25 protein-coding genes and 1 pseudogene are annotated in these 26,828 nt (G+C 57.7%); 14 read left to right on the forward strand and 12 right to left on the reverse strand.

Annotated features, from left to right (window positions below):
- The first annotated feature begins 300 nt into the window (after window positions 1-300).
- Window positions 301-2,025 carry a tannase/feruloyl esterase family alpha/beta hydrolase gene (locus tag AC3D25_RS17645; protein ID WP_488889767.1) on the forward strand — a complete coding sequence of 575 codons (1,725 nt, stop codon included), beginning with the start codon at window positions 301-303 and terminating at the stop codon, window positions 2,023-2,025.
- A 90-nt stretch (window positions 2,026-2,115) separates the two neighbouring features.
- Here AC3D25_RS17645 and AC3D25_RS17650 read toward each other — a convergent pair whose 3' ends face one another.
- Complete coding sequence (locus AC3D25_RS17650; protein WP_488889768.1) at window positions 2,116-2,712, reverse strand: malonic semialdehyde reductase; 597 nt, start codon at window positions 2,710-2,712, stop codon at window positions 2,116-2,118.
- 219 nt (window positions 2,713-2,931) lie between these two features.
- On the opposite strand from AC3D25_RS17650, the gene AC3D25_RS17655 reads away from it, so the two are divergent.
- Entirely contained in the window at window positions 2,932-3,390 is a 459-nt protein-coding gene (locus AC3D25_RS17655; RefSeq protein ID WP_488889769.1) for an RNA-binding protein, read from the forward strand.
- Between the two features lie 269 nt (window positions 3,391-3,659).
- On the opposite strand, the gene AC3D25_RS17660 is transcribed toward AC3D25_RS17655, so the two are convergent.
- Window positions 3,660-4,379, reverse strand: a complete 720-nt coding sequence (locus AC3D25_RS17660; RefSeq protein ID WP_488889770.1) for an MBL fold metallo-hydrolase — start codon at window positions 4,377-4,379, stop codon at window positions 3,660-3,662.
- Complete coding sequence (locus tag AC3D25_RS17665) at window positions 4,376-4,591, reverse strand: hypothetical protein (RefSeq protein WP_488889771.1); 216 nt, start codon at window positions 4,589-4,591, stop codon at window positions 4,376-4,378. Before AC3D25_RS17665 ends, AC3D25_RS17660 begins: the two co-directional genes overlap by 4 nt.
- A gap of 304 nt (window positions 4,592-4,895) precedes the next feature.
- Here AC3D25_RS17665 and AC3D25_RS17670 point away from each other — a divergent pair, with 304 nt between their 5' ends.
- From AC3D25_RS17670 to AC3D25_RS17680, 3 genes are all read left to right on the forward strand, one after another.
- Window positions 4,896-5,774 carry an aldo/keto reductase gene (locus tag AC3D25_RS17670; protein ID WP_488889772.1) on the forward strand — a complete coding sequence of 293 codons (879 nt, stop codon included), beginning with the start codon at window positions 4,896-4,898 and terminating at the stop codon, window positions 5,772-5,774.
- A 210-nt stretch (window positions 5,775-5,984) separates the two neighbouring features.
- Window positions 5,985-7,016: an amidohydrolase family protein gene (locus tag AC3D25_RS17675; RefSeq protein WP_488889773.1), complete on the forward strand. Its 1,032-nt coding sequence runs from the start codon at window positions 5,985-5,987 to the stop codon at window positions 7,014-7,016.
- 158 nt (window positions 7,017-7,174) lie between these two features.
- Window positions 7,175-8,917: a CocE/NonD family hydrolase gene (locus AC3D25_RS17680; protein ID WP_488889774.1), complete on the forward strand. Its 1,743-nt coding sequence runs from the start codon at window positions 7,175-7,177 to the stop codon at window positions 8,915-8,917.
- Between the two features lie 105 nt (window positions 8,918-9,022).
- Here AC3D25_RS17680 and AC3D25_RS17685 read toward each other — a convergent pair whose 3' ends face one another.
- Window positions 9,023-9,655, reverse strand: coding sequence for an amidohydrolase family protein (locus AC3D25_RS17685; protein WP_488890452.1), 633 nt, complete (start codon window positions 9,653-9,655; stop codon window positions 9,023-9,025).
- A gap of 101 nt (window positions 9,656-9,756) precedes the next feature.
- On the opposite strand from AC3D25_RS17685, the gene ligD reads away from it, so the two are divergent.
- Window positions 9,757-11,709 (forward strand): DNA ligase D, encoded by a 1,953-nt coding sequence (gene ligD / locus AC3D25_RS17690; protein WP_488889775.1) that lies wholly within the window; start codon window positions 9,757-9,759, stop codon window positions 11,707-11,709.
- 31 nt (window positions 11,710-11,740) lie between these two features.
- The gene (locus tag AC3D25_RS17695; RefSeq protein ID WP_488889776.1) at window positions 11,741-12,190 is read left to right on the forward strand and encodes a hypothetical protein; all 450 of its coding nucleotides are present in this window, start codon (window positions 11,741-11,743) and stop codon (window positions 12,188-12,190) included.
- Window positions 12,191-12,315: 125 nt separating this feature from the next.
- Here the strand turns inward: AC3D25_RS17695 and AC3D25_RS17700 are convergent, their stop codons facing one another.
- The 3 genes from AC3D25_RS17700 to AC3D25_RS17710 all read right to left on the reverse strand — a co-directional run bounded on the left by AC3D25_RS17700 (window position 12,316) and on the right by AC3D25_RS17710 (window position 13,914).
- A complete protein-coding gene (locus AC3D25_RS17700) occupies window positions 12,316-12,618 on the reverse strand; it encodes a hypothetical protein (RefSeq protein WP_488889777.1) in 303 nt (100 codons plus the stop codon).
- 385 nt (window positions 12,619-13,003) lie between these two features.
- Window positions 13,004-13,426, reverse strand: coding sequence for a hypothetical protein (locus AC3D25_RS17705; protein ID WP_488889778.1), 423 nt, complete (start codon window positions 13,424-13,426; stop codon window positions 13,004-13,006).
- The gene (locus tag AC3D25_RS17710; protein ID WP_488889779.1) at window positions 13,423-13,914 is read right to left on the reverse strand and encodes a hypothetical protein; all 492 of its coding nucleotides are present in this window, start codon (window positions 13,912-13,914) and stop codon (window positions 13,423-13,425) included. Before AC3D25_RS17710 ends, AC3D25_RS17705 begins: the two co-directional genes overlap by 4 nt.
- 504 nt (window positions 13,915-14,418) lie before the next feature.
- On the opposite strand from AC3D25_RS17710, the gene AC3D25_RS17715 reads away from it, so the two are divergent.
- The gene (locus AC3D25_RS17715) at window positions 14,419-14,880 is read left to right on the forward strand and encodes a hypothetical protein (protein ID WP_488889780.1); all 462 of its coding nucleotides are present in this window, start codon (window positions 14,419-14,421) and stop codon (window positions 14,878-14,880) included.
- Between the two features lie 336 nt (window positions 14,881-15,216).
- On the forward strand, window positions 15,217-15,924 hold the full coding sequence (locus AC3D25_RS17720; RefSeq protein WP_488889781.1) for a hypothetical protein: 708 nt from the start codon (window positions 15,217-15,219) through the stop codon (window positions 15,922-15,924).
- A 2-nt stretch (window positions 15,925-15,926) separates the two neighbouring features.
- Here the strand turns inward: AC3D25_RS17720 and tnpC (AC3D25_RS17725) are convergent, their stop codons facing one another.
- Genes tnpC (AC3D25_RS17725) through tnpA (AC3D25_RS17735) form a run of 3 tightly spaced genes read right to left on the reverse strand, consistent with a single transcriptional unit; the run spans window position 15,927 to window position 18,316 of the window.
- Window positions 15,927-17,525 (reverse strand): IS66 family transposase, encoded by a 1,599-nt coding sequence (tnpC, locus tag AC3D25_RS17725; RefSeq protein ID WP_488889782.1) that lies wholly within the window; start codon window positions 17,523-17,525, stop codon window positions 15,927-15,929.
- A gap of 51 nt (window positions 17,526-17,576) precedes the next feature.
- Window positions 17,577-17,924 carry an IS66 family insertion sequence element accessory protein TnpB gene (gene tnpB, locus AC3D25_RS17730; RefSeq protein ID WP_488889783.1) on the reverse strand — a complete coding sequence of 116 codons (348 nt, stop codon included), beginning with the start codon at window positions 17,922-17,924 and terminating at the stop codon, window positions 17,577-17,579.
- Window positions 17,921-18,316: an IS66-like element accessory protein TnpA gene (gene tnpA / locus AC3D25_RS17735; RefSeq protein ID WP_488889784.1), complete on the reverse strand. Its 396-nt coding sequence runs from the start codon at window positions 18,314-18,316 to the stop codon at window positions 17,921-17,923. The genes tnpB (AC3D25_RS17730) and tnpA (AC3D25_RS17735) overlap by 4 nt, the downstream gene beginning before the upstream one ends.
- A gap of 356 nt (window positions 18,317-18,672) precedes the next feature.
- On the opposite strand from tnpA (AC3D25_RS17735), the gene AC3D25_RS17740 reads away from it, so the two are divergent.
- The 5 genes and pseudogenes from AC3D25_RS17740 to AC3D25_RS17760 form a co-directional block, all read left to right on the forward strand.
- Window positions 18,673-20,385 carry an AIPR family protein gene (locus tag AC3D25_RS17740; protein ID WP_488889785.1) on the forward strand — a complete coding sequence of 571 codons (1,713 nt, stop codon included), beginning with the start codon at window positions 18,673-18,675 and terminating at the stop codon, window positions 20,383-20,385.
- A 577-nt stretch (window positions 20,386-20,962) separates the two neighbouring features.
- Window positions 20,963-21,427, forward strand: a complete 465-nt coding sequence (gene tnpA, locus AC3D25_RS17745) for an IS66-like element accessory protein TnpA (RefSeq protein WP_309787805.1) — start codon at window positions 20,963-20,965, stop codon at window positions 21,425-21,427.
- Window positions 21,427-21,780 (forward strand): IS66 family insertion sequence element accessory protein TnpB, encoded by a 354-nt coding sequence (gene tnpB / locus AC3D25_RS17750; protein ID WP_309787806.1) that lies wholly within the window; start codon window positions 21,427-21,429, stop codon window positions 21,778-21,780. Before tnpA (AC3D25_RS17745) ends, tnpB (AC3D25_RS17750) begins: the two co-directional genes overlap by 1 nt.
- A gap of 86 nt (window positions 21,781-21,866) precedes the next feature.
- Window positions 21,867-23,444 carry an IS66 family transposase gene (gene tnpC / locus AC3D25_RS17755; protein WP_488888343.1) on the forward strand — a complete coding sequence of 526 codons (1,578 nt, stop codon included), beginning with the start codon at window positions 21,867-21,869 and terminating at the stop codon, window positions 23,442-23,444.
- Window positions 23,445-23,610: 166 nt separating this feature from the next.
- Window positions 23,611-23,718 (forward strand): annotated as a pseudogene (locus AC3D25_RS17760) (transposase domain-containing protein); the annotation flags it as partial.
- 503 nt (window positions 23,719-24,221) lie between these two features.
- Here the strand turns inward: AC3D25_RS17760 and AC3D25_RS17765 are convergent.
- Together AC3D25_RS17765 and AC3D25_RS17770 are read right to left on the reverse strand one after the other, a co-directional pair.
- Entirely contained in the window at window positions 24,222-26,054 is a 1,833-nt protein-coding gene (locus tag AC3D25_RS17765; protein WP_488889786.1) for a tetratricopeptide repeat protein, read from the reverse strand.
- A complete protein-coding gene (locus tag AC3D25_RS17770) occupies window positions 26,051-26,401 on the reverse strand; it encodes a hypothetical protein (protein ID WP_488889787.1) in 351 nt (116 codons plus the stop codon). The genes AC3D25_RS17765 and AC3D25_RS17770 overlap by 4 nt, the downstream gene beginning before the upstream one ends.
- Between the last annotated feature and the right edge of the window lie 427 nt (window positions 26,402-26,828).

A 26,828-nucleotide genomic window follows, 5' to 3' on the forward strand; every position in this document is an offset into this window, starting at 1 on the left:
AAGCGGACGATTCCGGGCGCGGCGTAATCGAACGCGCCTCGTAGACAGAACCCAGAGAGCATCGCACCCCCTTAGGACCCCGTGAGTGAAAGGAGGCGTCACTCGTCGGCATTGTTGTCCATCGATTAAAGCCTGCCCGCCAGTCGAGACGGACGCGGCGGCCAACACAAGAGCAGGTCGGTATATGCCCCGCTTGACTTCCCTTGCCGCGCCGTCAAGATTCTTACCGGCACGAAAGAAGGCGCCGCACGAAGCGAAGCGCTGTTACGACAGCGGTCCAAGAACCAGGAGGAGGGAGATATGCCAGTCGCATTCCGCAGAACTCACTACGTCAGGTTGGTCAACGCGGCGATAGCCGCTGCACCGTTTGCCGCGTTGGCGCTCGCGGCCTGTCATGGCGGAGACGACTCGCCATCGGCTGCGCCGCTCAGTTGCTCGCAACTCGCAGGGATGAGCGTTCCTTCGAATGCGATCGGCTTGCCAACCACAGGGGCGACGGTCGTAAGCGCCGCGACCGTCCCGGCTTCGGGCGCGGGCGTGACGGCGACGCCCGAGTACTGCCTCGTGAGCGGATCGATTGCGCCAGTCGATCAGACTGCGCCAAAGATCAACTTCCGCCTCGCGATGCCGACGCAATGGAACAGCAAGGCGATGATGTTCGGCGGTGGCGGATACGACGGCACGGTCCCAGCCGTGACCGGCAACGTCCCGGCAGGCCCGACGGCCCAACCCGCGCCACTTGCGCGGGGCTATGCAGTCCTCGCCAGCGACTCCGGTCATCAGGCCGGTACGCTAGGCAGCCAGGACGGTTCGTTCGGCACGAACGACGAAGCCGTCTCCAACTTCTCCGGCGATGCCCTCAAGAAGACCCGTGACGCCGCGTTCTACCTGATCGGTAAGCGCTATGCGGTAGACAAGCCCAAGCGGGCCTACTTTGCGGGCGGATCGTCGGGCGGGCGCGAAGCGTTAGCCGTCGTTCAGCGCTGGCCGCAGGATTGGGACGGCTCGATCGTGCTGTATCCGGCATGGAACGCGGCAAGTCTCGATTTGCAGTTCGGCCGCATCACGCGCGCGCTTGCGTTGCCCGACGCCTATCTGGATCAGGCGAAGCGGAAGGTTCTGCTCGACACCGCCATGGGCGCGTGCGATCTTCTCGATGGCGTCGCCGATGGTCTCATCAGCGACGTGGCGGCCTGCAACGCAAGCTTCGACCCGGCAACCGCGACGCTCAACGGCACGCCGCTGCGATGCGCGAACGGCGCGGATACGGGCGACACGTGTCTGTCGGATCCGCAGATCGCCGCGCTGAAAGTCTATTCGACGCCAATCACGTTCAGCTATCCGCTCGCCAGCGGTGAGACGCAGTATCCGGGCTTCAACGTGTGGGGCGCGGATTTGGGCATCGTGAATGCGTCGTTGCTGCAGCCCACGGTCGTCTCGCTGGCGTTGAACAAGTTGCAGCCTGTCAATCCGATGCCGGCGACCGCGCCTTACTTCAGCGTTTTCTGGGACCAGTGGATTCGTTACTTCGTGGCACGCGACCCAAGCGTCAACTCGCTCGCAGTCGATCCGGAGAACCCGGGCGTGTACCAGGCAAGAATCAGTGCGCTGACGGCTGAACAGGATGTGAACAAGACGGACTTGTCCGCATTCAATGCAAAGGGCGGCAAGATTCTGATGGCCCACGGCATGGCGGATGCATTGGTGAGCACGCAATCGACGGAGCAGTATTACCGCCGTCTGCAACAGACGATGGGTGTTTCGACGGTTGCTAATTTCGTGCGTTATTACGAAATTCCGGGTTATGGGCACGCGGTCAGCAGCATCTTCAATGCGTCCTGGGATTCGCTGACGACGCTTGAGAATTGGGTCGAGAAGGGTGTGGCCCCGCCGCCGCAAACGGTCGCAGATACCGCGGGCGTGCCGGGTCGTACACGGCCGCTCTGCGAATACCCGACCTTTCCGCGCTTCAACGGTTCGGGCGATGTCAATCTCGCGTCTAGCTTTACTTGCGCTTCGCAGTAGCAGGACCGCGCGTTGAACCGCGCGGTGTCGGTGCCGCAGTCCGGCGTATCGGCTGCGGCATCGCTCCTGCGCGGCAATAACGTGTAGCCCTCAAGCAAACCAGTTCGCTTCTTCGAAAGCGAGCCGCGGCAAACGCGGATGCAGCGAAGCGGCGTCCCCTTGGCCGAGGCCGCAGATAAAATTCGAACCGATTTGCGTATCCGGAAAGAAAGCGCTGTCGACAGCGCCGTTATCGAAACCGGACATGGGGCCGCAGTCTAGTCCAAGCGTTCGCGCCGCCAGCATCAAATAAGCACCTTGAAGACTGCCATTGCGCATTGCAGTGTTCTGAGCAATATCAGCATCGGAAAAAAGCTTCTGCATCTTTTCGACGTGCGTCGGCGGCAGTAGCTTCGGCAATGCATCTGAAAAACTCAGATCGTGGCCAATAATGACGGTCAATGGAGCAGCCACAATCTTGGGGCGATTCGCTTCGGCGGCCATCGACGCGAGCCGCGCCTTGCCTTCCGATGTTCTCACCCAGACAAAACGCGCCGGGTTGCTGTTTGCGGACGTCGCGCCCCACTTGAGGATGTCATAGAGATCGCGGATGGTCTCGTCGGAAACGGCCGTCGGCAGCCAGCCGTTATAGGGTCGCGCGGTGCGGAACAGTTGATCGAGTACGGCAGGTTGAAGGGGCTGAGTCATCGATATTTTTTCGAGTAAGGCTGGCGACGGAATTGTCTGTGAGGCTCCGCGATCTGCTAAAAGCGGCCCGGAACCGCGCCGCAATCGATCAAACCGGCGTGGTCCATTTTCCGCCGCCGGATTGCAGCGGATAGCGCTTTGCCATCGGAGTAGCTGCCCTGCGGATCATGTCGCAGAAATATTCCGCCGCCGGCGTCGCGTAACTGATGGATTTTCAAAGTGATTCTTCTATCGAAAGTGGCGAGGGCCATGTTCGTCCGGGGGAACATCGAGCGCGTTTGGACCGGCTGCCTGCTCTATACGCAGATCGCGGTGTCGCATCCGGCGTGGGGCGGATTCATTACGAGGACGGGCATCCGGGGCGGCGCCAGCGGACGATTGACTGACGTTTATCTTCCGCGTGACCTCGAGACGGCGCGGGAACAGGGCATCGCCCAGTTCACCAGCGTTCGCGGCGCGAGGGATCTGTTGATCGGCGGGATCCGCCAGAGCGTCGAGACGGTTTTGTCGGGCGCGGCGCCTGCGGAGCACCCGCGCGAGGTCATGCAGCTTGCGTTGGCGGCGCTTCGAGTGTCACGCTCGGTTATCAAGCAGCTCGCTGAGAAGCAGTTGCCGGAAATCGAGCTGCCGGATGGTCTGAAGTCGCTGGATGCAAATTCCAAGGCTCACGCCGGGTGATGTCGCCGGCTTTCGTTGCCCGGCTCGCATAGCGACGCTTCTTAAGTTATTCGTGATGGCCGCGCCGTGCATCCGTGACGCCCGGTGTTCCAGTTCCGTATTAGTGATTGACGGGAGAAGACATGAACCAGCGAATCGATGTGCACGCGCATTTCCTGCCTGAGCAAAATTGCGGACGGCACGCGACAGGACTTCATGCGTAACAATGCGCTGTCGCTTTTTCCCAGGTTTTCCTAAGCCATCGAAGGATGAGGCCACGTAGACGAAGCTTATTGTCCGGTCAGTTCCTGATAAGTCGTTTCGGTGAACGTCGGAAACAGTTTTTCAGCGCCCGAAGGGGCCGGGTCGTTGAGGGCGCCTTTCACTTCGTCGAGGCTTTTGTGCTGCGCGACGAGGCGTGCGATCTCGGCCCTCCGCTGTCTTGCGGCCTCTAGGCGAGCCTGCAGATCGTCGCGTTTGAGCGGTTCGCCGTGGCCTGAAATGTACACGTCCGCATTCAAGGCGATGAGCGCCTCCATCGTCTTCATCCAGCCTAACGAGGAGCCGTGCTTTGCCAGATGTATGCCGGGGTAGGGACCGGAGCCGGGCGTCAGAATATCGCCCGCGAACACAATTTTCTTGGCGGGCAAGTACACGATGAGATCGCCATCCGTGTGGGCCGGCGCGATATTCAGCAAGTTCAGTTGCACGCCGTCTACAACGAGGTTCTCACTATCCATTACATTCTTCGTCGGCAAATAGTCTTTCAATTCTGGAGGCGTGGGCGTGTGGTTTTCGCTGGGGTTATCGAGCGCGGCCTGCATTTCGCCGCGCGTGTTGTCTTGCGCGATGATCTCCATCCCGCGAGGGTAGGCGGGCAGCGCATCGACGTGGTCCGGATCGCTGTGAGTCAGGATCATGGTATTCACCGGCAGCGGCGTGATCTTGCCGATGGCTTTAAGCACCTTGTTGGCGGATGGTTCAAACATCTGCGCATCGATGACGATCACCCGCTGTCGCCGACGATAAAGCCGCTATTCGACATCCCGCCGGTCACGTAGTAGACGCCGTCACGCACCGGTTCGACATGCAACGGTTTTACCTCAGCTAAGAGCGTCAGCAGTTTGCCAAGCACGAACGGCGACGGCCGGGGCATGAAGTAAGCGGCGCCTGCCAGCAGAACGGCAAGAATGACAATGACCGACACGACTTTACGAAGCATTTCATCGACTCCGGATCAAACGATTAGGAAAGGTTTTGCCAGCAGTATTCAGAGTGACCAAGGTCTCACGAAGCCCCACTCTAAAACAGTTTGCCTTGGTCGATAAAGTATCCTTATCTACGATAGATATTCAACACCTACCATCCACTTGTCGCGACGCGCACCGGCTACGTTGAACGTACAACAGGAGAATTGCGATGGCTGAAATGACGACAAGGCGCCTGGGCCGGGACGGACCTACTGTATCCGCGCTGGGACTGGGCTGCATGAGCTTTCGCAGGGGCGCGACGAGCATGAACGGGACGTGGTCAGCACCATTCATGCCGCGATGGATGCGGGGTTTTCGCTTCTCGACACCGGCGATTTCTACGGCAGCGGCCAGAGTGAAATGCTCGTCGGGCGGGCCATCCGCGACCGCCGGGACAAAGCGTTTCTGAGCGTCAAATCCGGGGCGCAAGTGGCGCCGGATGGGCGCATCATCGGCCTCGACGGTCGGCCGAACTCGGTGAAGAACTTCGCCGCCTATTCGCTCCAGCGACTGGGCGTGGATGTGCTCGATCTCTACCAACCTGGCCGCGCCGATCCCGATGTGCCCTATGAAGAGACGATCGGTGCGGTCGCCGACCTGATCCGCGAAGGAAAGGTGCGCTATCTCGGCGTGTCCGAGGTCGGAGCCGGGTTGCTCCGGCGCGCGCATGCCGTGCATCCGGTCACGGCACTTGAGATCGAATACTCGCTCGCCTGCCGCTTCATCGAGCCGGAAATTTTGCCGGTCGCGAGGGAACTTGGCATTGGCGTCGTCGCTTATCGCGTTTTCGCGGAGAGCATGCTGACAGGCACGCTGCCCAAGGGCGCGCCGCCGGAAGGGGCGAAGTTCCTCGCGCCACACATGCACGGCGAAAACTACGCCCGTAATCTGGATTCCGCCCGCGTGCTCGAAGTCATGGCCGCCTCAAAAGGCTTCACGCCCGCGCAGCTTGCATTCGCCTGGATCTTGTCGCGCGGGGAGGACATCGTGCCCCTCGCCGGTGTCAACCGGCCATCGCGCATTGCCGACAACATGGCCGCGCTCGATGTGACGTTGACCGCCGACGAACTCGCGACACTGGATAGTTCATTCGGACCGGGGGCGGTCGTCGGCGCGCGTTATCCCGAGTTCGTGATGAAGTGGGCCGCGCAGTGAGCCACGCGCGAATGATCCGTGAACTTGCAAGGGAATCGTTCTGTCTCATGTACCGAGGTTGTCGGCAATCGTGCCGGCAGCGCCTTTCACGCTGAAACGCTCGCGGACGAATTGCATTGCATCATCAAGCGTCTGCCAGTTCGCGCATCGCTGAAAGCGCGCGAAATCTGACGATCGCGGCGGACGTCCGGTTCTCTCCAGGAGTTATCGATGAAGATCATCTGCATAGAAGAACACACGGTGGACGCGGCAATCGCAAAAGCCAGCCAGCAAGGGCAAGCCGCCGAAGCGGCGTACATGGCGGACTGGGGCAGTCGTGTCGAAGACAAGCCGCCTTCGGCCGACAGTGCCCGCCCGTCGCTCGTACCGCCCAAAAAGTCTATGGAGCTTGCTCGTGACGTTGGGGCAGGCCGTATCGCGGATATGGATCAGCATGGCATCGACATGCAGATTCTGTCGTATAGCGCCTCGCCGCAGTTGGCGCCCGCCGCCGAAGCGCTTGACCTCACGCGCGCCGCCAACGACCGGCTGGCGGAAGCGATTCAGGCGAACCCGACGCGCTTCGGCGGCTTCGCCACGCTTCCGTGGCAGGATCCGGATGCCGCCGCGGCGGAACTGGAGCGAACGGTCAAGGAGTTGGGTTTCAAAGGCACGCTGCTCACCGGACGTCCCGGCAAGACTTTTCTCGACGATCCGCGCTACGAGCCCGTTCTCGCCAAGCTGAACGAACTGAAGGTGCCGGTGTATGTTCACCCGGGCTTTCCGCTGCCCGAAGTGCGCGAGCCTTACTATGGTGGGCTGGACAAGGAACTCAGCGCGCGCCTGTCGCTATTCGGCTGGGGCTGGCACAACGAAGCCGGCGTGCAGGTGATTCGCATGATGCTTTCCGGCCAGTTCGACACATTCCCGGATCTGCAGGTCATCAGCGGTCACTGGGGCGAGATGGTGCCGTTCTATCTTCAGCGCATGGACGATTCCATGTCGCAGGAAGTGACCCGTCTGTCTCGTTCGATCACGGACACCTACAAACAACACGTGTACGTGACGCCGAGCGGCATGCTCAACTTGCCGCATTTCGAGTTCATTCACAAAGTCCTGGGCGCGGATCGCATCATCTATGCGGTCGATTATCCGTATCTCACCAACACGGGCGCTCGCGCGTTCCTCGAAAACCTTCCAGTGAGTCAGGAAGACAGGGAGAAGATTGCACATGGGAATGCCGAGCGCCTGTTCAAGTTGTGAGTGCGCGTTGGTCCGGGAGGGGCGGCGGGACTTGTCGTGCTCCAGCCGGAACGACTTGACGACGGCCCGGGGCGCAAACGCAATTACAATTAGCCATACTGAATAACAATCCGCCTATTCGCCATCGAAATGTGCGTGACCAACCGGATGTGTCCACCATGAGCAACGATCAAAAACTATTCGTGCCATCCCAGTCGCTGGAACCGGGTCCGAGGTACGGGACTTTGAGCGGCTTTGAACCCGGCACCCGCGTCCTGGAGGCCGGTTTCAAGATCGCGCCGCCGTTCTGCGCGCTTCCAGTCGACGTCGTCTTCGAGAAGGATCTGGCAGTCACGCTGCGGGACGGCGTGACGATCTATGTCGATGTGTTTCGTCCGGTAGGAGCGGAGCGCGTGCCGGTCATCGTCGCGTGGAGTCCGTACGGAAAAGGACAGGGAACGTCCCCGAGCGTGATCGGGATATTCGGCATGGTCGGATTGGACAACGGGATCGTGTCGGGTCTGGAGAAGTTCGAAGGCCCCGACCCGGCTTACTGGTGCGCGCAGGGCTACGCGATCTGCAATCCGGATATCCGCGGCGTCGCCAATTGCGAAGGCGACAGCGTCGTGTGGGATCGCCAGGAGGGCCGCGACTGCCATGATCTGATCGAATGGTTGGCCGAGCAGGCGTGGTGCAGCGACAAGGTCGCGATGAGCGGCACCTCGTACCTTGCCGTCTCGCAGTGGTTCACCGCGGCGGAACAGCCCGCGCATCTGGCCGCGATCAATCCGTGGGAAGGCGTCAGCGATGTCTATCGCGATCTGGTCATGCGAGGCGGCATGCCCGACACCGGTTTCGCTCGGCAACTCCAGGACAATAGCTTCTGGGGCAACGGTCAAAAAGAGGACATTCTCGCCGAGGCCGAGCGCTACCCGCTCATGAACGAACTGTGGGAAAACAAGATTCCTCGATTCGATCGGATTACGGTGCCGGCCTACGTCGTGGCCAGCTATTCGAACACGCTGCACACCGCCGGGACGTTCCGCGCATGGCGCCGAATGGCGTCCGAGGAGAAGTGGCTGCGCATCCACAACTCGCAGGAATGGCCCGACTACTACGACGAGACGAACCGCGACGACTTGCGCCGTTTCTTCGATCATTTCCTGAAGGGCGAGGACAACGGATGGGAGCAGACGCCACGAGTACGCTACGCGGTGCATGACATGCAAGGCGGCGACAAGATCGCCGTCGCCGCCGACGAATTCCCGCCGAAGGGCGTCACCCCGACGAAGTACTTTCTGGACAGCCGCTCGCGCACGCTCGTCACGCTCGAACCGGCGCAGGCGGCTACGGTTTCTTACGAAGTCGAGTCCAACCCGGACCTGGTTTCATTCGCTACGCGGTTCGAGCGGGAGACCGTGCTGGTCGGTTATCCGAAAGCGCATCTCTGGGTCGAGGCGCGGGGCAGCGACGACATGGACCTGTTCGTTCTCGTCCAGAAGTTGGACGCTTACGGCACGCCGTTGCAGCAGTTCACCATCCCCAATCAAGGCGCGCTCGCGCACGACATCACCGAACGCGGCGCGTCGATTCTTCGCTACAAAGGATCAGACGGACGCCTGCGCGCTTCCATGCGATGCCTGGACACAACGCTGTCGACGGATCAAGTGCCCGCCCACGCTTTTGACCGGATCGAGAAGCTCTCTGCGGGCGAAATCGTAGCGCTTCAGATTGATTTGCTTCCGATCGGACTCGCGTTCTATCCGGGCGAACAGTTGCGCTTTGTCATCAGCGGCCGAAGTCTCCTCAACACGATGATGCCGGGGACGCGCGAGTATGCCCCTGCCAACAGCGGAACCCATGTCATACACACCGGCGGGGCTTATGCGTCTTATCTGCAGCTACCGGTGCTGGCTGAATAGCTGCGAGTGACCGGTTGAGGAATTTCACGCAAGCCGGAGCCACGCTGCGGCATTTCGCCAGCGCAATGCTTCCTCCACTGTCTCGCTCAAGCCGAGGGACGACACTCACGATGCCGGGTTGGCGTCCATGATCGCGAACCGATAGTCCGTGCCGATCATCACGCGGTCGTGTCCGACTGTCTCGATCAGCGCGCGGATCGCCGTTGCGCTATACAGCAGGTCGTCGTAATAGAACGCGCGGGCGGTCGCAACGGGCGCGACCTGAACCGCCTCGCGCAGTGTCTGCTGACGCTCCCACGCAAACTGCATGCGGGGCAGCAAGGCCTGGATCGACCCGCCGCCATGATTGAGCGCGATGCGTAAGTGCGGAAACTTCGCGAGAAGCCCGCCGGTGATGATCGATGCCGCGGCAAGCCCGATCTCCCCGGGAAACGCGACGATCTGCTCGAGCGACGCCGGACCCACGAGTCGTTCCATCCCCGCAGGACGCAACGGGTGGACGAAGATCGCCGCTCCGCAAGCCTCCGCGGCCTCGAAGAACGGCCAGAAACGTGGATCGCCAATCGGCTCGCCGTTCACATTGCTGCCCACTTCGATGCCCGCCAATCCCAACGTGCCGACCGCAAACTCGAGTTCCGCGATCGCGCGATCCATGTCCTGCAACGGTGCTGCGCCGAGCGCGCTGAACCGCTCCGGAGCGCGGGCGACCATATCCGCCCGCGTCGCGGTCATCCGCATCGATGGGGAAGGATCTACGCGGGCGAGAGAAAGCAGTTGCTCTGGATGTCGCTTGGAATCTTCCAAGACGATTGCGATGATCAAACCTCAACGAGATGCACATGAGCCGGAAGCGATCGAATCCCGACGCGGCAGCGCGCGCCCCGGACGCGTTTCCCGACGCTATCGCGCCTCAATTAGCGACCCTTGCCAAAGCACCGCCCGCCACCGGCGACTGGCGCTATGAAATCAAGTTCGACGGTTATCGATTGATGTGTCGGATCGAAAACGGGGCGACAAAGCTCATCACGAAGGGCGGGCATAACTGGGCTGATCGAATGCCCGTGCTTGCGCGGGAGCTGGCGACGTTGCCGGTCAACTCGGCATGGCTCGATGGCGAAGTCGTCGTGTTGACCGAGGGCGGTGTCCCGGATTTTAACGCCCTGCAAAACGCGTTTGACCGGCGCAGCACCGCGCAGTTGACCTATTTCGCCTTCGATCTGTTGTACCTGAACGGTCTGGATATGCGCGCAGTGCCGCTCCGGGAACGTCAGGACGCTCTGGCTGCGATTATCAATGAAATGCCTAGCGAACACGTGCGGCTCAGCGAGTCGTTCGCAGAAGACCCCGCCTCCCTATTGGCGTCTGCGTGCCGGATGCGTCTCGAAGGGATCATGGGCAAGCGCGCAGATGCGCCGTATCGTTCCGGCCGCTCGACGGACTGGCTCAAGCTCAAATGCTTGCTTAGACAAGAATTCGTCGTTGGGGGTTTTACCCGAACGGCGGGCGCTAAATCCGGGATTCGCTCGTTGATGATCGGGGTGCATGAGCGGGACGGATCGCTGCGCTTTGCCGGAACAGTCAAGGCGGAACTGCGTCCCCGCCAGATCGCAGAACTGCAAAAACAAACTGAGGCGCTGATCCAAGCACGTTCACCGTTCTACAACCCACCGGCAGCGGAGCGGGCGCGCGATTTCCTCTGGCTAAAGCCGGAACTGGTTGTCGAAGCCTCTTTCCTAGAACGGACGCCGAATGGTGAGGTGCGCCATCCGATCTTTCACGGCATGCGCACAGACAAGCCAGCCGAAGAAATAATCGAAGAGAAGGAAGTTGATGTCGACGCGTCGGCGCCAGAGCCGAGGAAATCGGCCACGGCGCGCCCGGCGTCGAAGCGGGCGGGACAGAATGTGATCGCCGGCCTGAAGGTCTCGAACGCAGAGCGCGTGATCGACGAAACTACGGGCCTGCGAAAAATCGATCTGGTGCGGTTCTACGACGAAATTGCTGAATTCGCTCTGCCGTATCTCGCGGACAGGCCGGTCTCGCTCGTCCGTGCGCCGTCTGGAATTCAAGGCGAGATTTTTTTTCAGAAGCACGAAGAGCGGATGGGCATCCCCGGCATAACGCGCCTCCCAGCGGACCTTCACCCCAATCACCCACCGCTGCTCGCCATCGACACGCGCGAGGCGATGATCGGGCTGGCGCAAATGAACGTTATCGAATTCCACAGTTGGAATGCTGTTCAACCCGACCTCGATCACCCCGATCGCTTTGTGCTGGATCTTGACCCCGATCCTAGCTTGCCGTGGCAGATGATGACCGACGCCGCGTTGCTCGCGAAAGTTCTGCTCGACGAGATCGGTCTCAAGAGCTTCGCTAAAACCAGCGGAGGGAAGGGGTATCACATCGTTGTTCCCGTCACTCGTCGGCAAAGTTGGGCCGAGGTAAAGGGGTTCTCGCAAGCTATAGCGCGGCATATGGCGGGCATCATGCCCGAGCGTTTTTCCGCGGTCCTCGGACCGAAGAACCGAATCAACAAGATCTTTATTGACTATCTGCGCAACGGCAAAAGCGCGAGCACTGCTTCGGTCTTCTCGGCGCGAGCCAGACCCGGCATGGGAGTGTCGATGCCGATAGCGTGGGACGAGCTTAAGGACGTCCGCGCAGCGGATCAGTGGACGATCGCGAACGCAGTGCAGCGTCAGCGATCGCTCGGTGCTGATCCGTGGGCGGGATACTTCCAATGCCGACAAGGCATCACGCTGGCAATGCGGCGTGCGATTGGATTGAAATAAAGTCTAACTATCAGAAAACGGGAGAGATCATATGAGCGAGCAAGATGCGGTTGAACGGCGTGCGCTACTTCTTCATTTCGGGGATGTCGTCGAGTCAATCGGATGTGTAATGAAATGCGCGGCGCGATACAACACAATCGGCGAGGCGGCCGCGCAGGAAGAGGCGTTGGCGGGTTTCCCGCTTCTATCACTCGTGGACGGGGAGTTGACTCCATACGAATACGCAGCGCGGGCAGCGAGTGCGTTCTTTCTGTGGTCGAAGGAGCTGCTTGAGCCGGAACTGAACCGAAGGCTTCTGGCGTACACGATCCAGCACGACCTATTTGCCGGCCACCAGCCCGGCTGGGACAAGTACGTCGTTATGGTTCGCGCTCAGGTGCCGTGGTTCGGAGCGGACCTAGGGCCGGTTTCAGATCCGGACGCGGAGGAGGGCGGTATGTGGCCGCCGGCTGACGGGGCAGAGCCGGCGACCGTCCAGTGAGAACGTCGCCGACCCTGTGACGGGGCCCCTTAGACGGCGCTTCCGAGTTCGGCAGGACGAGGAAGCGCGAGGATCGAGGGCCGAGCACCTTGTTATTTCTGACGTTGGAAGTCCAGGCAGCACGTTCATTCGCCGCGAGGCACGTTTGCCTTGTTGCCTGCGAGCGGCGAGCCGTAGCCGCCGCTATTGGCATTGTTCGGCAGACCGTTGACGAGTTGTGCGCGCGGGTCGCTCGGATTGAGATTGAGCTCGCCAGCTTGCGCGTTGCCGTGCGTCGGATATTGACTGCCGAGAGGGGCGTTCGGCATGAGCGTCGTGCTGTTCTGCGGCGCGTACATGTCGGTTTCGACGCTCGGATGAAGCTGTGCAAAAGCCGATGTGGCGGCCAGGGCCGATGCGAGAACAAGTGCGGTGCGTGTGATGTTCATGGGGGACTCCCTGCAAGGCATGATTCAGTGTAGTCCGCGCGCGGGGGATCCGGTCATTTCCCCACCGCTGACCCGTCCAGCATTTGTCCCGGAGCGTGGCGCGCTCGCTCCCGCATTTTTCACCATTGAACCGATGGTTTGGAAAGAGCGTGAGTCGGCCCGGCGAGTCTCGACCGCGATTGCAGCCGGCTCAGTAGCTCAGTTCGGCCACACGCCGTCGTTCAAAGATATCGTCGAACGGGCATTCAGGCGTCGCCTCCTGCCCGTGACCGGACGGCGAACCGAACTCATGTTCATAGGGACAGCCACGACGCGTAATTGCCAGTTTCATAGTGCAGACATGGATTCTCTCCGAGACTGCATTTCATGTCCGAAACTGATTTGTCTATTTCAGATATTTCTGACCTTTGCTTCCCTGTCCACACGGACCGCTTGTTCGCAATACAAGCCCATACAACTCCATAGAGATTCGCGGGCGCTGAGCTAAAACACACCGTTGAAATTTTTCTTGAAATACAGGGGTCGCCGATACCGGATCCTCGGCTATTATCAGCGGGCCGATTTCGTCGCGGGTGCTTTCAGCACAAAAGCGAAGTAAATCAGGCTGTGTGTTGTCGAGATTTGATTCGACTAGCAGCTTAAGGCTAGTAGGAGAGTTACCCCAGCTTCTCATTGGGATGGTGTCTTGATCTCTATTTTCAAATTGCAGCTTGCTACAGCCCACGCTGGGTGCAGTGCCGAGATCAATTTCCAGACTCAGACAACGTTGACTTTCTAAAAAAATTACAAGAAATAGTAAAAATTTCATTTTTTCAGTACCTCATTTTCGCAGACACCAGGCTTAAGATTTTCAATTGCTTTGCTCTGAGACGCACGCTCGTCATTCAGGTCGGAGGTCGCATTTTTAAGATCAAAATTTAGTGCAGCGATTGCATCGACCGCTGATTTAGCCGCCTGCCCCGTTAGCTTTTTCTTCTTTTCAACGAGGTCGTCAATATCATGCTGAAGAGATAAAATATTTTTCTTTAGTGCTTCAGACTGAACTCGACTTTCGACGAGAGCAAGGCCGTTTTGTGCCTGACATTGGAGAACGCGTACCTCTTGCTTTGTGGCAAAATAGTCCCTAACGAAAAACACTGCACTTACTAGCGCCACTATCAATAAAATGAACTCCTTGTATTGATTAGCGACTTTAAGGAAGCCTTGGGTTGAATCTTCACTATTCTGACCTGTGTCCGCCATCTTTTTCACCCCATCAAAAGGGGAAGGTTGGTCGCTGCTATGGAAGTCAATCACAGCCCCTGATGCAAATTCCGCCAAAACACAGGTTATTGAAGTCTCCTAAGCTTGGTCTTCAACTAATTAGGTACTGACAGAAACCAAATTTTCGGCAAAAAGAAGCCGTTTCGCGAAGCGTGGCTGTGGCGTGGCACGTTTCCCTAGAGACCGTCGGCATGACGGCTATTCTCGACCAGTCTGTCGGCATTACAGTACGATCCGCTCCGCCCATTCGGCGGCTTCCTCGGCTGAGCCGCCATTCCAACGTCTGTACTCGAGCAACTTGCGTATATTCCAAGCAAATTCCGTGCGTTGCAGTCTAACTAACTGCACGCTCGTCCGGCGAAATCTGTGTTCGGAGAAAATCGGGGCCGGCGAGAGGGAAGCATGAAAAATAAGAATTTTTAGGAGTGGACAGTAATGTGAGGCGCCCGCATTGCACTTGTAAGGGACCGAACCGCCCACTAACTCTTTCGATTGGGACGTAAGTTCATTCGTGTCGGTAAGCGAGAGTACCAAAATATGACCATAGAAAAGCGCTTCTACGTCTACTTTCTTCCGAGCATTCTGTGGGCCGTCCAGATCCTTATCTCCGGGGCGTTCTTCGATTCGGTTGATTTTTCGGGTTTTATTGCCACCGCCGCGTCTTCGGCCGCTTTGACCCCGCTACTCCGGACGTCTCTCCACAAAATACAAAACTTCAACTTGCCGCGCGTCGAGAAGGAGAAAGCATCGAAAAAAATGCGAAGTTCGGCAATATTTTTGTTTGCGGTAACGGTAATTTGCTGGCTCGGTTCGCTCGTCGCAAGAATGGATCTCCACCGCAAGTACGACTACACTCAATTGTATTACTACGTTGCAGCCTTTCACGTCGACGTTGGGTCTCACAGATCTGCGGAGTTTCCTGTGTACACTATTTTGACGCTTTTCCTGTACGGCATGTCTGTCGTGGTGAGCGAGATGCGAGAGGACTGTGGATCATGATCTGGGAAACGAAGCTCATTTACTTTGCGTGTCTGATCGTGGTGCCTTTGATCAGCATGGCAATTGGCCGATGGCTGCGCCATCGCTGGCACATAACAGACGCGGGGTCCGCGGACACGGGCGGAAACGCCGAGAAGGAGCGAGTGCGCGGACATGGCCACTGACCACTGACGTCCGGTGTACGAGCGATTGGAATCGTTAATAAGTCGCGCTTCGCAACACTCGACCCCGTAGTCGATTTCCGTGCCCATTTTTTGATGTTCGCGTTCAGCAGTCCCGACCGATGCAGCCGCGACCTCTCTCTTCGGTGAATTTGGTTCCACGTTGCAAGTGCGTATGCCAACGCTGAGTAAATCGAGAAAGCCGCACCGGGGATTTCCAGATAATCCAGCAAAGTTCGCCGCAGAATTTCTGCGCTCCCGACTCTTGGGCTTTGAGAAGGATATGGTAATTTGCCTAACCGGCGTGCCATCGAAAACCAAAAAGGGTATCACCCACGCCTACTTCCCGACTCTCATGGCCTGCTTTGGCATGCTGGAATATCTCGCGGCCTTTTTGGACGGTCGTACTGATGGGGTTGGAAAACTTGAGGTCTCCGCGTACGCAGAACGTTACCTGCCACAGGAGGTCTACCATAAAGAAATGATGCGTGTTTTGTTCGACGGTTTCCGTAACCGGGTAAATCACCGTGGGATCGCTACGGGCATTTGGTGCGACCAACACCATGAGCATATCGGACGCAGGCTGGTTTGGAAGCTAACCGCAAGCACTAGGCATCCAGCTTTGGCAATCGTTCCCGATGTGGACGAAGTGAAGTTTGATTCTATGTGGCCTTGCCGCTACACCCATCGAATGGACATCCATTTAGGGCGTCTATGGCGGGACATTCGTGATTCTGTCGATGGCTATCTGTGTGACCTCGAAACGGATGCGGAATTGCAGAGAAAATTCGTTGCATGCCTGGATAAGCTCTACCGTAACCGTCCGGCCACGACCGTTCTTGACAGCGTGTTGATAGCGAATTGTTGGACGGCAGCGCGTTGAGTTCAGGCGACGTCGTGGTGAAGCCGATCGGCAACGACCCATGGCAACAGCTCGTCGACGCGATTGACGGGATGCTCGGCGATGCGAGCGATGACGTGGCGCAGGTAGGCCTCGGGATCAAGGCCATTCAGTTTGGCGGTACCGACCAGGGTGTAGATTGCGGCCCCGCGTTCGCCGCCGCTGTCGGAACCGAAGTGCAGAAAGTTTTTCCTGCCGAGAGCGACGGCACGTAAAGCGCGTTCGGCTGCGTTGTTGTCGATTTCCACGGCGCCATCCTCGACGTACAGCGTGAGCGCCGCCCATTGATTCAGCGCGTAGTTGATGGCTTTGGCGGTATCGCCTTTCTGCGACACCGAACCCAATGTCGAGCGCAGCCAGATCTCGAACGCATCGAGTAGCGGACGCGCCTGCTCCTGCCTGACACGTCTTCGTTCGTCTGGTGGCTTGCCGCGAATCGTGGCTTCGATTGCGTACAGTTCGCCGATCCGGCGCAACGCTTCAGTGTTGACCTCGTTCCTGCGCGCGACGAACAGATCGTGGAATTTACGGCGCGCGTGCGCCATGCATGCAGCCTCGCGCACATCACCACCTTCATAGACCGCGTTGTACCCCGCGAACGCGTCGGCCTGCAACGTTCCCCTGAAGTCCTTCAGATGGCCCTGTGGATATTCACCAGCCCTTGTGGGACTGTATGCGAACCAGACCGCCGGCGCCTCCTTCGAGCCGGCTGGCCGGTCATCCCGAACGTATGTCCAGAGACGTGCGGTACGGGTCTTGCCGTTCCCGGGCTCAAGCACAGGTACGGGCGTGTCATCCGCGTGGATCTTCGAGGCGGCCATTACGTACCGGCGAACGACCTCTACCAGTGGCCGGAGCAACGCACTGCACTGGCCGACCCAGTCCGCGAGTGTCGAACGGCTGAGCTGCACGCCGTCGCGCGCGTAAATCACTGACTGTCGATACAGGGGGAGATGGTCACAGAATTTGGCGACCAGAACATGCGCGAGCAACCCCGGACCCGGCATGCCGCGATCGATTGGCCGGCTGGGCGCAGCCCCCTGCACGATGCAGTCGCAACAGGTACAGGCCTTCTTGAGTCGGCGGTGACGAATCACTCGCCAATGCCCCGGCACGTAGTCGAGTTGCTCGGAGACGTCCTCGCCGAGCTCGCCAAGCGCACTGCCGCATTGCGGACAGCACGCGTCGTCGGGCTGATGAACAACGTCTTCGCGCGGCAGATGTTCCGGAAGTGGCTTGCGTCCCGTCGGCTTGCCGGTTTCTGGGCGAGGCCTTGTCGGTGCGTCGACCGTCGCCGCACCATCGTCGGCCTGCAGATCTTCGAGACGCAATTCCAGTTGTTCGATCTGGCGATCAATCTTCTCCGACTTGCGCCCGAACTGCATGCGCTGGAGTTTCGCGATCCACAGCTTCAGGTGCTCGATCTCGATCGCCCGGTCGGAGAGTGTCTTCCGGAGCGCCGTTACAGTGTCGCGCAGATCCGTGAGTTCGCCTTCGTGCTCACGTAACGCCGCCTCACGCGCGATCAAGAGAGCCTTCAAGGCCTCGATATCGTCCGGAAGCGTAGCGTCGCTGGATGCCATGCAGGCAGTTTACGCGCGTGCATGGCGCTATGGCCGCGTTGTAACATACGTTTACAAAGCGCTGCAGGGGCGCGCTGCATCAACTGGCTGTCGCCAGTCGAATCCTTCGAGCAGAAGGCCGAGTTGAGCGCTGGTCAGCGAAACAACACCGCCGTCAGCACGAGGCCACGCAAAGCGCCCACGCTCCAGGCGTTTGGCGAACAGACATAGGCCACCGTCGCGCCAGTACAGGCACTTGATGAGGTCGCCGCGTTTGCCCCTGAACACGAAGATGTGGCCAGAGAATGGATCCTTCGCCAGCACGGTCTGCACCTTCGCGGCCAAGCCGTCAAAGCCGCAGCGCATATCCGTAAATCCGCCGGCAACCCAGATTCGCGTGTTTGCGAGCGGACCAATCATCGGATCAGGCACTGGATCACCACGCGAAGCGTGTTGGGATCGACGCTCCCTTCAACATGTACCTCGCCTCGTGGCAACTGGATTCGGAGCGTGCCAGGCGCCTGGGCCGAACGCGTCGCTGCATCCGGTTTGGCCGCGCCGCTGTCGCTGGCCGCATTCACGGTGACCGGCAGCAAGGCGCATTCGCGACCGTTCACGCCAAGGCGTCCATCCAGATACTGCTTGCGCCAGTCGAACAGCTGATTCGCGTTCACTTCGTGACTGCGTGCAATCTCAGCCACCGAACGTCCACTGGATAACGTCTCTTCGACGATCTGCCGTTTCTCGTCCACGGTACGCCGGCGATACTTCCGGGCGACTTTGACTTCGGTGAATTTAGTCACTGTGTCCATGATTCCTTTGTGGACACAGTCACATTTGTGCCCCCGGAAAGCATGGCGTCGCCTTCATCAAGCGTCTACACGGTCAGGGTCGGACGGTTACGCTCTACCCACGATAGACTAATTAAAAAAGTGACGTTCAGCTAATCCGCACGGTGCCGGTGCGACCGATCTGTTCGGCAATACTTCGAAGCCGAAAGCTCTCTGGCGGTTCGGAAAGGGCTCTGTGCGGCCAGTTTCGGTCGTTCGCCGACGCAGTCACGAGGTCATTCAAGTGGCCGCCAGATCCCGGAAGCAGTCGTTGACCATGCGGAGATAAGAACACCTTTTAAAGGTGAACTCTCGCGCTCTGTATTAGTGCAGCAGAAATGCGAGAATACACCTCTACGCATCAACTGACTTCCTCGGTGAATCATGGAAAAAAGACGAACGATCAAATTATCCTTGAACAGATCATCAAGGAACGCAGCGAAGAAAGTCAAAATGGCCTGTCGATTTCGGAGTATTTTGAAATCTATGCTGCGACCGAGATACTGAAAAATCAAGATTTGTCATATGACGACATTGAGTATGGGATCGTAGGGAATGGCGGTGATGGCGGTATTGATTCAATATACATTTTTGTGAATGGTGAGCTTCTCAAAGAAGATACTCCGATCAATTCGACACAAAAGAAAAACAGCATTGATCTGGTAGTGATCCAGTCCAAGACATCGCCGTCTTTTAAAGAAGACGCGATTGTAAAATTTCGAGAATCAGCTGAAGATCTATTTAATCTCGCTAACGAAATAAATGATTTTTCAGATCGATATAATCAAGACATCAGGGATCAAGTCGGCTTGTTCCGCAAAGCTTATGGGCAGCTAGCAAAAACCTTTCCAAGGCTCCAAATCAGATATTTCTATGTGACTCAAGGCGTAGAAATTCATCCAAACGTGCAAGGTAAAGTCGATAAACTTCGTGACTCGATCGCATCGCTTTTTAGCAACGCGGAGTTTCAGTTTGAGTTTGTAGGCGCCAGTCGGTTGCTAGAGCTAACCCGTGATATTCCGACCACATCACGGCTGATTGAAGTCGCCGAATCACCGATCGGAACAGCCGACGGAAGCTATATATGTCTTGTGAAATTAAAGAGCTATTTTAAATTTATTTCAGACGCTGGTGCGTTGGCGCGGAGTTTGTTCGAATCTAATGTCCGTGATTATCAAGGCAGCGTTACTGTCAATACAGGCATTCGCCAGACTTTGCAAAATGCGAACTCTGAGGATTTTTGGTATTTGAATAACGGCGTTACGATAATTACACCGAATGCTGTGTTAGCCGGTAAGCAACTTACCATCGAAGACCCTCAAATTGTCAATGGCCTTCAGACCTCACATGAGATATACCAACATTTTTCTGACGTCCACGAATCGATAGAAGATAACAGAACAGTGCTTGTTCGCGTCATATGCGAGAAAGATGAGCCAGCGCGAGATCGAATTATCCGCGCGACGAACAGCCAAACAGCCATACCTCCTGCCTCCCTAAGGAGTTCGGACGAAATCCACCGAAATATCGAAGATTTCTTGAAAGCCAATGGCTTTTACTACGATCGGAAAAAGAATTTCTATAAAAATAAAGGTATGCCGATTTCGCAAATTATTAGCATATCTTACATGGCGCAAGCTATGATGGCGATCATTTTGCTGAAGCCGGATCAAGCGCGCGCGCGCCCGTCGACGCTGATCAATTCCGATATCGAATACAAGCGAATTTTCAGTTTGGATATGCCGATTGACATCTATTTGAAAATCATCCAAATTATAAGAGCAGTGGAGCGGCATTTGAAGGATTCAGGCTTTGATCGAAAAACCGCTACCAACATAAAGTATTACGTTGCGATGATGTATGCCATAGCAGTCACGGGGGCTAAGGTGGACGTCGCTAAACATCTTAGTTTAATGACACACATGTTAATCAATGATGAAGTGCTGAGCGCTGTTGTAGCAAAGGTGAATACTTCTTTCGAGAACGCAGGGGGAACAGATCAAGTTGCAAAGGGATCGGCATTTGCGGAAACGCTTCTCGGCGAATCGTAGTCGGTGGTAGAGCGTCATTAGGATGAATCTGGGATTTAAGCCGGCGCTGATTTCTTGGGTGCCTCCGCACTTCCAACGACGACATGCAGGCGAAGTTCGGGCGTCTCAGTGCTACAACAGCGGGTACATACAGGCCGCGTTCTCTCGCGACGAACGGCCGTTATACCGCCCAAGGCTGCCAGTGACGCGAGCAAGTATCAAATAGATGGGTCGACTACAGCCTACCGCATCGGGCAGTAGTCGGCCAGCTACGGACGTTGGCTCACGCTTTCCCACCGACGTTCGAACGTCGGCTCCGCCCAGACAACGGACCTTCGTACGCGGAAGATGTCAGTCGGGTCGTCGGCCATGGCGGTCATCCGCACCCCATCGGTTCCTGCGCTCAACGTATGGCCGCTTACGAGCAAAGCCTGGGATGAGAGTCGGCCCACTTGGGCCGTTCAGGCAGGCGCAACGAACTTCCCCTTCCGAGCCAATACGAGCCGGTCTTCGGTAAGCGCGCGATTTCCCACACCTAGCTTGCGTTGTTGAGAAGGCTCACGATTGCGTCCGCAACCTCACTTTGCGGACGCAATCCATGACAGAAGATGACCTCAGCTTTTTGCCCCTACGCGTGACGCGTGTTGGTGTCGGCGGCAAGCGAAGCTTCGATCCGACGGACAAACGACGACTCGTCGAAGCCTGTCTGCGGCCAGGCGCTTCGCTATCGGGCCTCGCCCTGAAGGCAGGCGTTAATGCCAACCAGTTGCATAAATGGGTTCAGGCGAGTAATCGCGCCCGGCCCCCGATCGGGCACAACGAGCCGGTCGCACCGTCAGCGTTTGTTCCGGTCGTAGCGATCGACGAGCCGACAGCGGTCATGGCGTCCGCGCCCGCGTCGCACCACGCCACCAGAGCAGAATCATCCCGCGTTTCGCCACGCTCAACACGACTGGCACGGCTGTCTGCCCATCTGCCCAATGGCGTGAAGCTTGAGCTCGAATGTTCAGCAGAGGACGTGGCAATCGTTAATGCGATGGTCGTCGCATTGGGAGCGCGCTGATGTTTCGGTTCGAAGCCGACCTGGCGGTCTTCCTGCATCGCGAACCGATCGACTTCAGGGCCGGCATCAATAGCCTCGTGACGCTCGTCGAGCAGTCCATGCAGCTCGATCCGTTTGCACGCGCCGTGTTCGCCTTCCACAACCGCAAACGCGACCGGGTCAAACTGCTGTTCTACGATCGCAACGGTTTCTGGATGATGTTGAGGCGCCTCGAAGAAGACCACTTCGTCTGGCCAAGCCGGCAGCAAACCGTAGTCAAGCTGACGAGCGAGCAGTTGCACTGGCTCCTGGAGGGCATCGACATTGATGCTGTGCGCCGCCACCCGGTACGGTCGTATCATCACGCCAGTTGAGCATTGCGCGTCACCTGTCAGCGTCAGCCGGCCTGTTACAAATTCCCGTAAACCCATCGCGCGCGACACTTCGTTATCGTGGAAGCATGAACGAGGACGACTTCTCCCGATTGCCGCCAGCCGCCCAGGCCTATATCCGTGAACTCGAGACACGCAATCGGCAGCTGGGCGAACGGATCACGCAGCTCGAAGAGCAGTTCCGCCTCGCGCAAAGCAAGCGATTCGCCCCAAGCAGCGAGAAGCTCAAGGATCGCGTCTTCGACGAGGCCGAACAGGTCGTCGGCTCCGAACCCGACGACATGGACGCCGGCGCCACTGACGACGCGTTTGTGCTCCCCGACACGGGCCTGCCGGATCCGCCGGCACCCACGAGAAGCAAACCGGGACGTAAGCCTTTACCGGCGCACCTGCCACGCCAACGCATCGAATACGATCTGCCCGAGAGCGCGAAGGTATGCCCGTGCTGCGCGCACGCGCTGCACCGCATGGGCGAAGAGCTCAGCGAACAGTTGCACATCGAAGTCAAGGCGTCGGTGCTTCAGCACGTGCGCTTCAAGTATGCATGCCGCCACTGCGAGCGCCACGCCGAGCGCACGCCGGTCATCACCGCACCGATGCCGGCCCAGCCGTTGCCGGGCAGCAATGCCAGTGCGGCGATGATCGCCACGGTCACCGCGGGCAAATACGTTGACGGAACACCGTTGTACCGGATGGCCCATGCGCTGGCGCGCGCGGACATCGAAGTCGGACGCGCTACGCTGGCGAACTGGATCATCCGGCCTGCTGAGTTGCATTACAGCCGTCTGTACGAGGCGCTGCGCAAGACACTGCTGTCGCAACAGCTGATTCACGGCGACGAGACCACGGTACAGGTGCTCAAGGAGCCGGGCAAAGCCGCTCAGAGCACCTCGTATATGTGGGTGTACCGTAGCGCTGAAGACTGCTCTGAACCCGTCGTGCTGTTCGACTACCAGCCAGGGCGCGCTCAGCAATATCCCCAGGCGTTCCTCGCGGGCTACAAGGGCCTGCTGATGACCGATGGATACGCCGCCTGGCGCACGCTCGAAGGTCCGATGCACTTTGGTTGCCTGGCCCACGCCCGGCGTGCCTTCGTGGATGCCCTCAAGGGCATGAAGAAACCAGGCGGGCGGGCCGCACATGCACTGGAATACTTCAAGGCGCTCTACCAGGTCGAAACACTCGCAAAGGGGGATCTGCCCGAAAGCGAGACGCGCGTCGATTACACCTTCCGGCTGCGCCAGCTACACAGCGTGCCGCTGCTCGAATCCTTCAAGAAATGGCTTGACGAACTGGCACCGCAGATCCTTCCTGAGAGCCTGCTGGGCAAGGCGATCTCCTATACACGCAATCAGTGGACGTACCTGAGCCGCTACGTGAACGATGGGCGCGCCCCAATCGATAACAACGTGATCGAGCGTGACATCAGGCCATTCTGCACCGGCAGATCCTCATGGATGTTCAGTGACACGGTTGCTGGCGCGAAGGCCAGCGCCATGATCTACAGCTTGATTCTCACGTGCCGAGCGTGCAACGTCGAACCTTATGCGTATCTCGTACGGGTACTCAGCGAATTGCCGCAACGAGCATTAGACGCCGATGTTACCGACCTGCTGCCGTTTAACTTCTCGAAGCATACGCCTTGACCGCTTAACAACGCTTGATCCAACCACCGTATTGACGCGACTGTTGCCACGCGGTCACGTTGGTCCCGTGTGCCAGATCGAGCGCTTACGGTCTTCGTCGGGCCGCTCTGCCGCTCATCGGTCGACAAGGTGTAAGCGTTATTGAAACCAGGCAGAGTTGCGATGCGTTGGCAGTGCAAAACTCAATGGCATCGATCCTGAGGCATGTCTACGCTTCGTGCTCGCACGCATCGCCGACCATGCAATTAACCGCATCGACGAACTCGCACCCTGATTCGTTGCAGCTCAGCTGCGCGTCGCAGTCTGAACATCACGATATCCAGTCAAGACGTTGCCGGTGCCACGCTTACCTTCAGGTGCCGGTTGTTGGGGTTAATTGGCGACGCCTCTTACTCGATCTATTTAGTGCAGTTCGTCTCGTTCGAAATAACGAGAGCGCTGCGGATGCTATTTGGAATTACATCGTCCGGCCCGGTGTACGCGGTTCTTTACGTGGCTTTATCTTTTGCGGGCTGTATGGTCACAGGAATGCTGACGTATTGGTTCATAGAGCGTTCGATGACCGCGTATCTAGGTGGACTAGTTCGGAAAAACGTGGTAACTGGACGAGTATCCGCTACTGCTGCCCAACATTGATCGATGATCGGATCAGGTGGCGTGCGACTATCCCGTCCATACGGGCGCCAAGCAGGTTTTGACCGGCACAATGCGGCCGTTGTCACTTTAAAAAGTTAAGAACACGAACTCAACCAACGATGAAAACTCACTGGTAGGGTTTCACAAATCTCCTCCCATCAAAACGCATCCACCTGTCGCTGGCGTCGTATCCGGGGCCAAACGATTTGCTTCATCACGGAGTTTCGTCGCTTGACTAGCGTCTCCGCTTCGACTGTATGCCTCTGCGGCGTTCAGGTACATCCCTGCGATGAGATCTCTGCACTCAGGGCACGCAGAAAGGAACTCGGTAGTTTGCTTTGAGTTTTCAATCGTGCCGCGGTAGATATGAAGCGCGCCCGTCATATCGCCCGATTCGATTTTCATGACTCCAAGTTTTTCCGCGGCGCAGTAACGGCTTATCCCGGTTAGGGAATCAATATTAACGTGTTTTTCGACCATTTCAATGGCCGCAGCTTTCCGTCCGCTCGCGTAAATAACATCAGAAAGACCGAGCCATATCGAGGCTAAATTACTGGGAGTAGTCATTTGACCACCGGATTTACTATCGTAGTCTTCAATGATTGACTGTATGTACGATGCTTCCGCATTTGTAGCTCCGTCGCTCCAGATGGGCACAGTGCTACCTAGGAAGATGAAGACGCTGGTAAACGAACGCATTGACGGAGCTAGTTTGATGAGATCGCTGGCGTTCTGAAGACTTCGACGCCAGAGGTGCAACGATTTTGGCTTCTTGCCCCAATCATAATAGACAAGAGCGCATTGACCTCCGTAGGTCATTGAATCGCCTGAGGCTCCGACATCTTTCGTGGTAGCCGCTGTATCAAACACGTTTACGACTGCGGCGCAGAGGTCAGCGGCGGTCTTGTAGTCTCCCCGCCTACTACTAACCGACACTTGCATCATTGTTATGGTCAATAACGCGTCGATCGCGTGGGGCATCTTTTGGCGGGTCGAAATGAAGTCATAGGACGCCCCTAACAGAGTCTGTGCGTCTGATAATCTACCGTCTTGAACGTACAAGATAGCGATGTTCTTTGTAATCCACGAGATGCGCTCCATGCATTTTTCAGTCGCGGAATCACATGTCCGTTTATCGATCTCAAGCGCCTCCAAACGGGGTTGGATGGAAAGCATCCGCGTTTTCCCGCCCTGGTTGTGCATGCTGAGGCCGAGGTAAGTAAGGGCCACCGCGAGATTGTCTTGGTTCTTTAGAGTTTTGCCGTCAGCGGCCAATCGCCATGTTGCTATTGTCTCGGAGAGTAATGTTTCTGCCTCTCGATTAGCATCTTTGCTGTTGGTATTTTCCGTTAAAATTTTTGCTAGCCCCAGAACAATATCGGGTTGTGCAGGAAATCGTTTGTTTGCTGCCCGAAATAGATTTATAGCGTCGTTTACCTGCCATTGCAGCATATATATTCCGGCTCGTTCCGAAATTCGACGGGCGATTCTATTTTCGTTCTCTGTGAGTTCGTGTTCGTCGTCGGCTATCGCCTGATCATAAAGCGCACCCGCCTCGTCCAACTTCCCTGCGTCAAGTAATGCCAACCCGCGCTTCGCGATTTGGTCAGACGGGGGCGCAAGCGTCAGCTGTTTTTTGAGCTCTTCGTATCGCGCTAGCTGAAGGCGCAGCGCTTCTTGCAGATCCTTAATTGAAGTCTTTTGACGTGAGATTCGCTTCGAAAGTTCTGCGACAGCCGCGACGGGGATTCCCTTATTAACTATCAGGTTACCCCGAACCACTCCAACCTGCAGAGAACTTGGCCCACCTTCCTTCTCGTAAAATGTTACATCCCCGGAGACGACCCCGATCACGACACCGAAATTTGTCTCGACATTGATTCCGGGATCGGGCGCGGCGGCCCAGCATATTGAAAGGTTAAAGATTAGAACAAGGACCGCGAAGTCGCCGCGGACGAACGTCCACGCATTCATTCTGGCTTTTCAGGGGACGAGCCGAAGGACGCATTGCCTTTAACTGTTCCGATCACCTGCCCCAAGTTTTTTTCGATCTTAATAGCGGGAGCGTCTCCCGGCGCGCTGCTGCTCGCGGCAGCCGGCGGGCTGTGACCGGCGCCAGCAGCAACGTCTTGGCTCCCAGTATCTGGTTTCAGATATGCGATCGCAAAGCCACCTATAACAACGATAAGTATGAGAGCGGAGAACAGCGGTCGGAGCCAGGTAGCATCTCCACGCTTTGACTTTGCAAAAAGGCCGACAACAACCACGAGCGCGAATGCCACGAGGCCGAGCGGACTTGTTACCAAATCCGGAATCGACATGAGGCCTCCTTCATTCGTTGAGCATGCTTACTCGTATTCAGACTAGTGCTAGTCACTGCCTATTACAAGCTGAGTCGTATGGGGCGCCAGCGTGCATCTGACGCGGTTTCGAAGCGGCGCCCCTTCCTCTACCCGCCACGTCCGCAGCATGTTTTCGCGCGCAAGCGCACCATCAACAGCAGCCTTGCGCAAGCCCAATAGCCGCGACCCATTGGCAGTGCAGACGTGCGCACCAACTCGCCGCCGCTTCGGGTGGCGTCTCAGTGGCGAGCCACTCACGGGCGACGTCAAGTGTGTACGACCGGGCGACGATCACGCACGTCAACGACATCTATGCCAGCGGCTGGCGAAAGCATCATCAGCTGGCTTGACTAGAATAGGGTGGGCCCTCTTTTTGGGTGCCGCTCGCTCGCGATTTCGCTTGGCT

Source organism: Caballeronia sp. SL1002, from assembly GCF_057814995.1.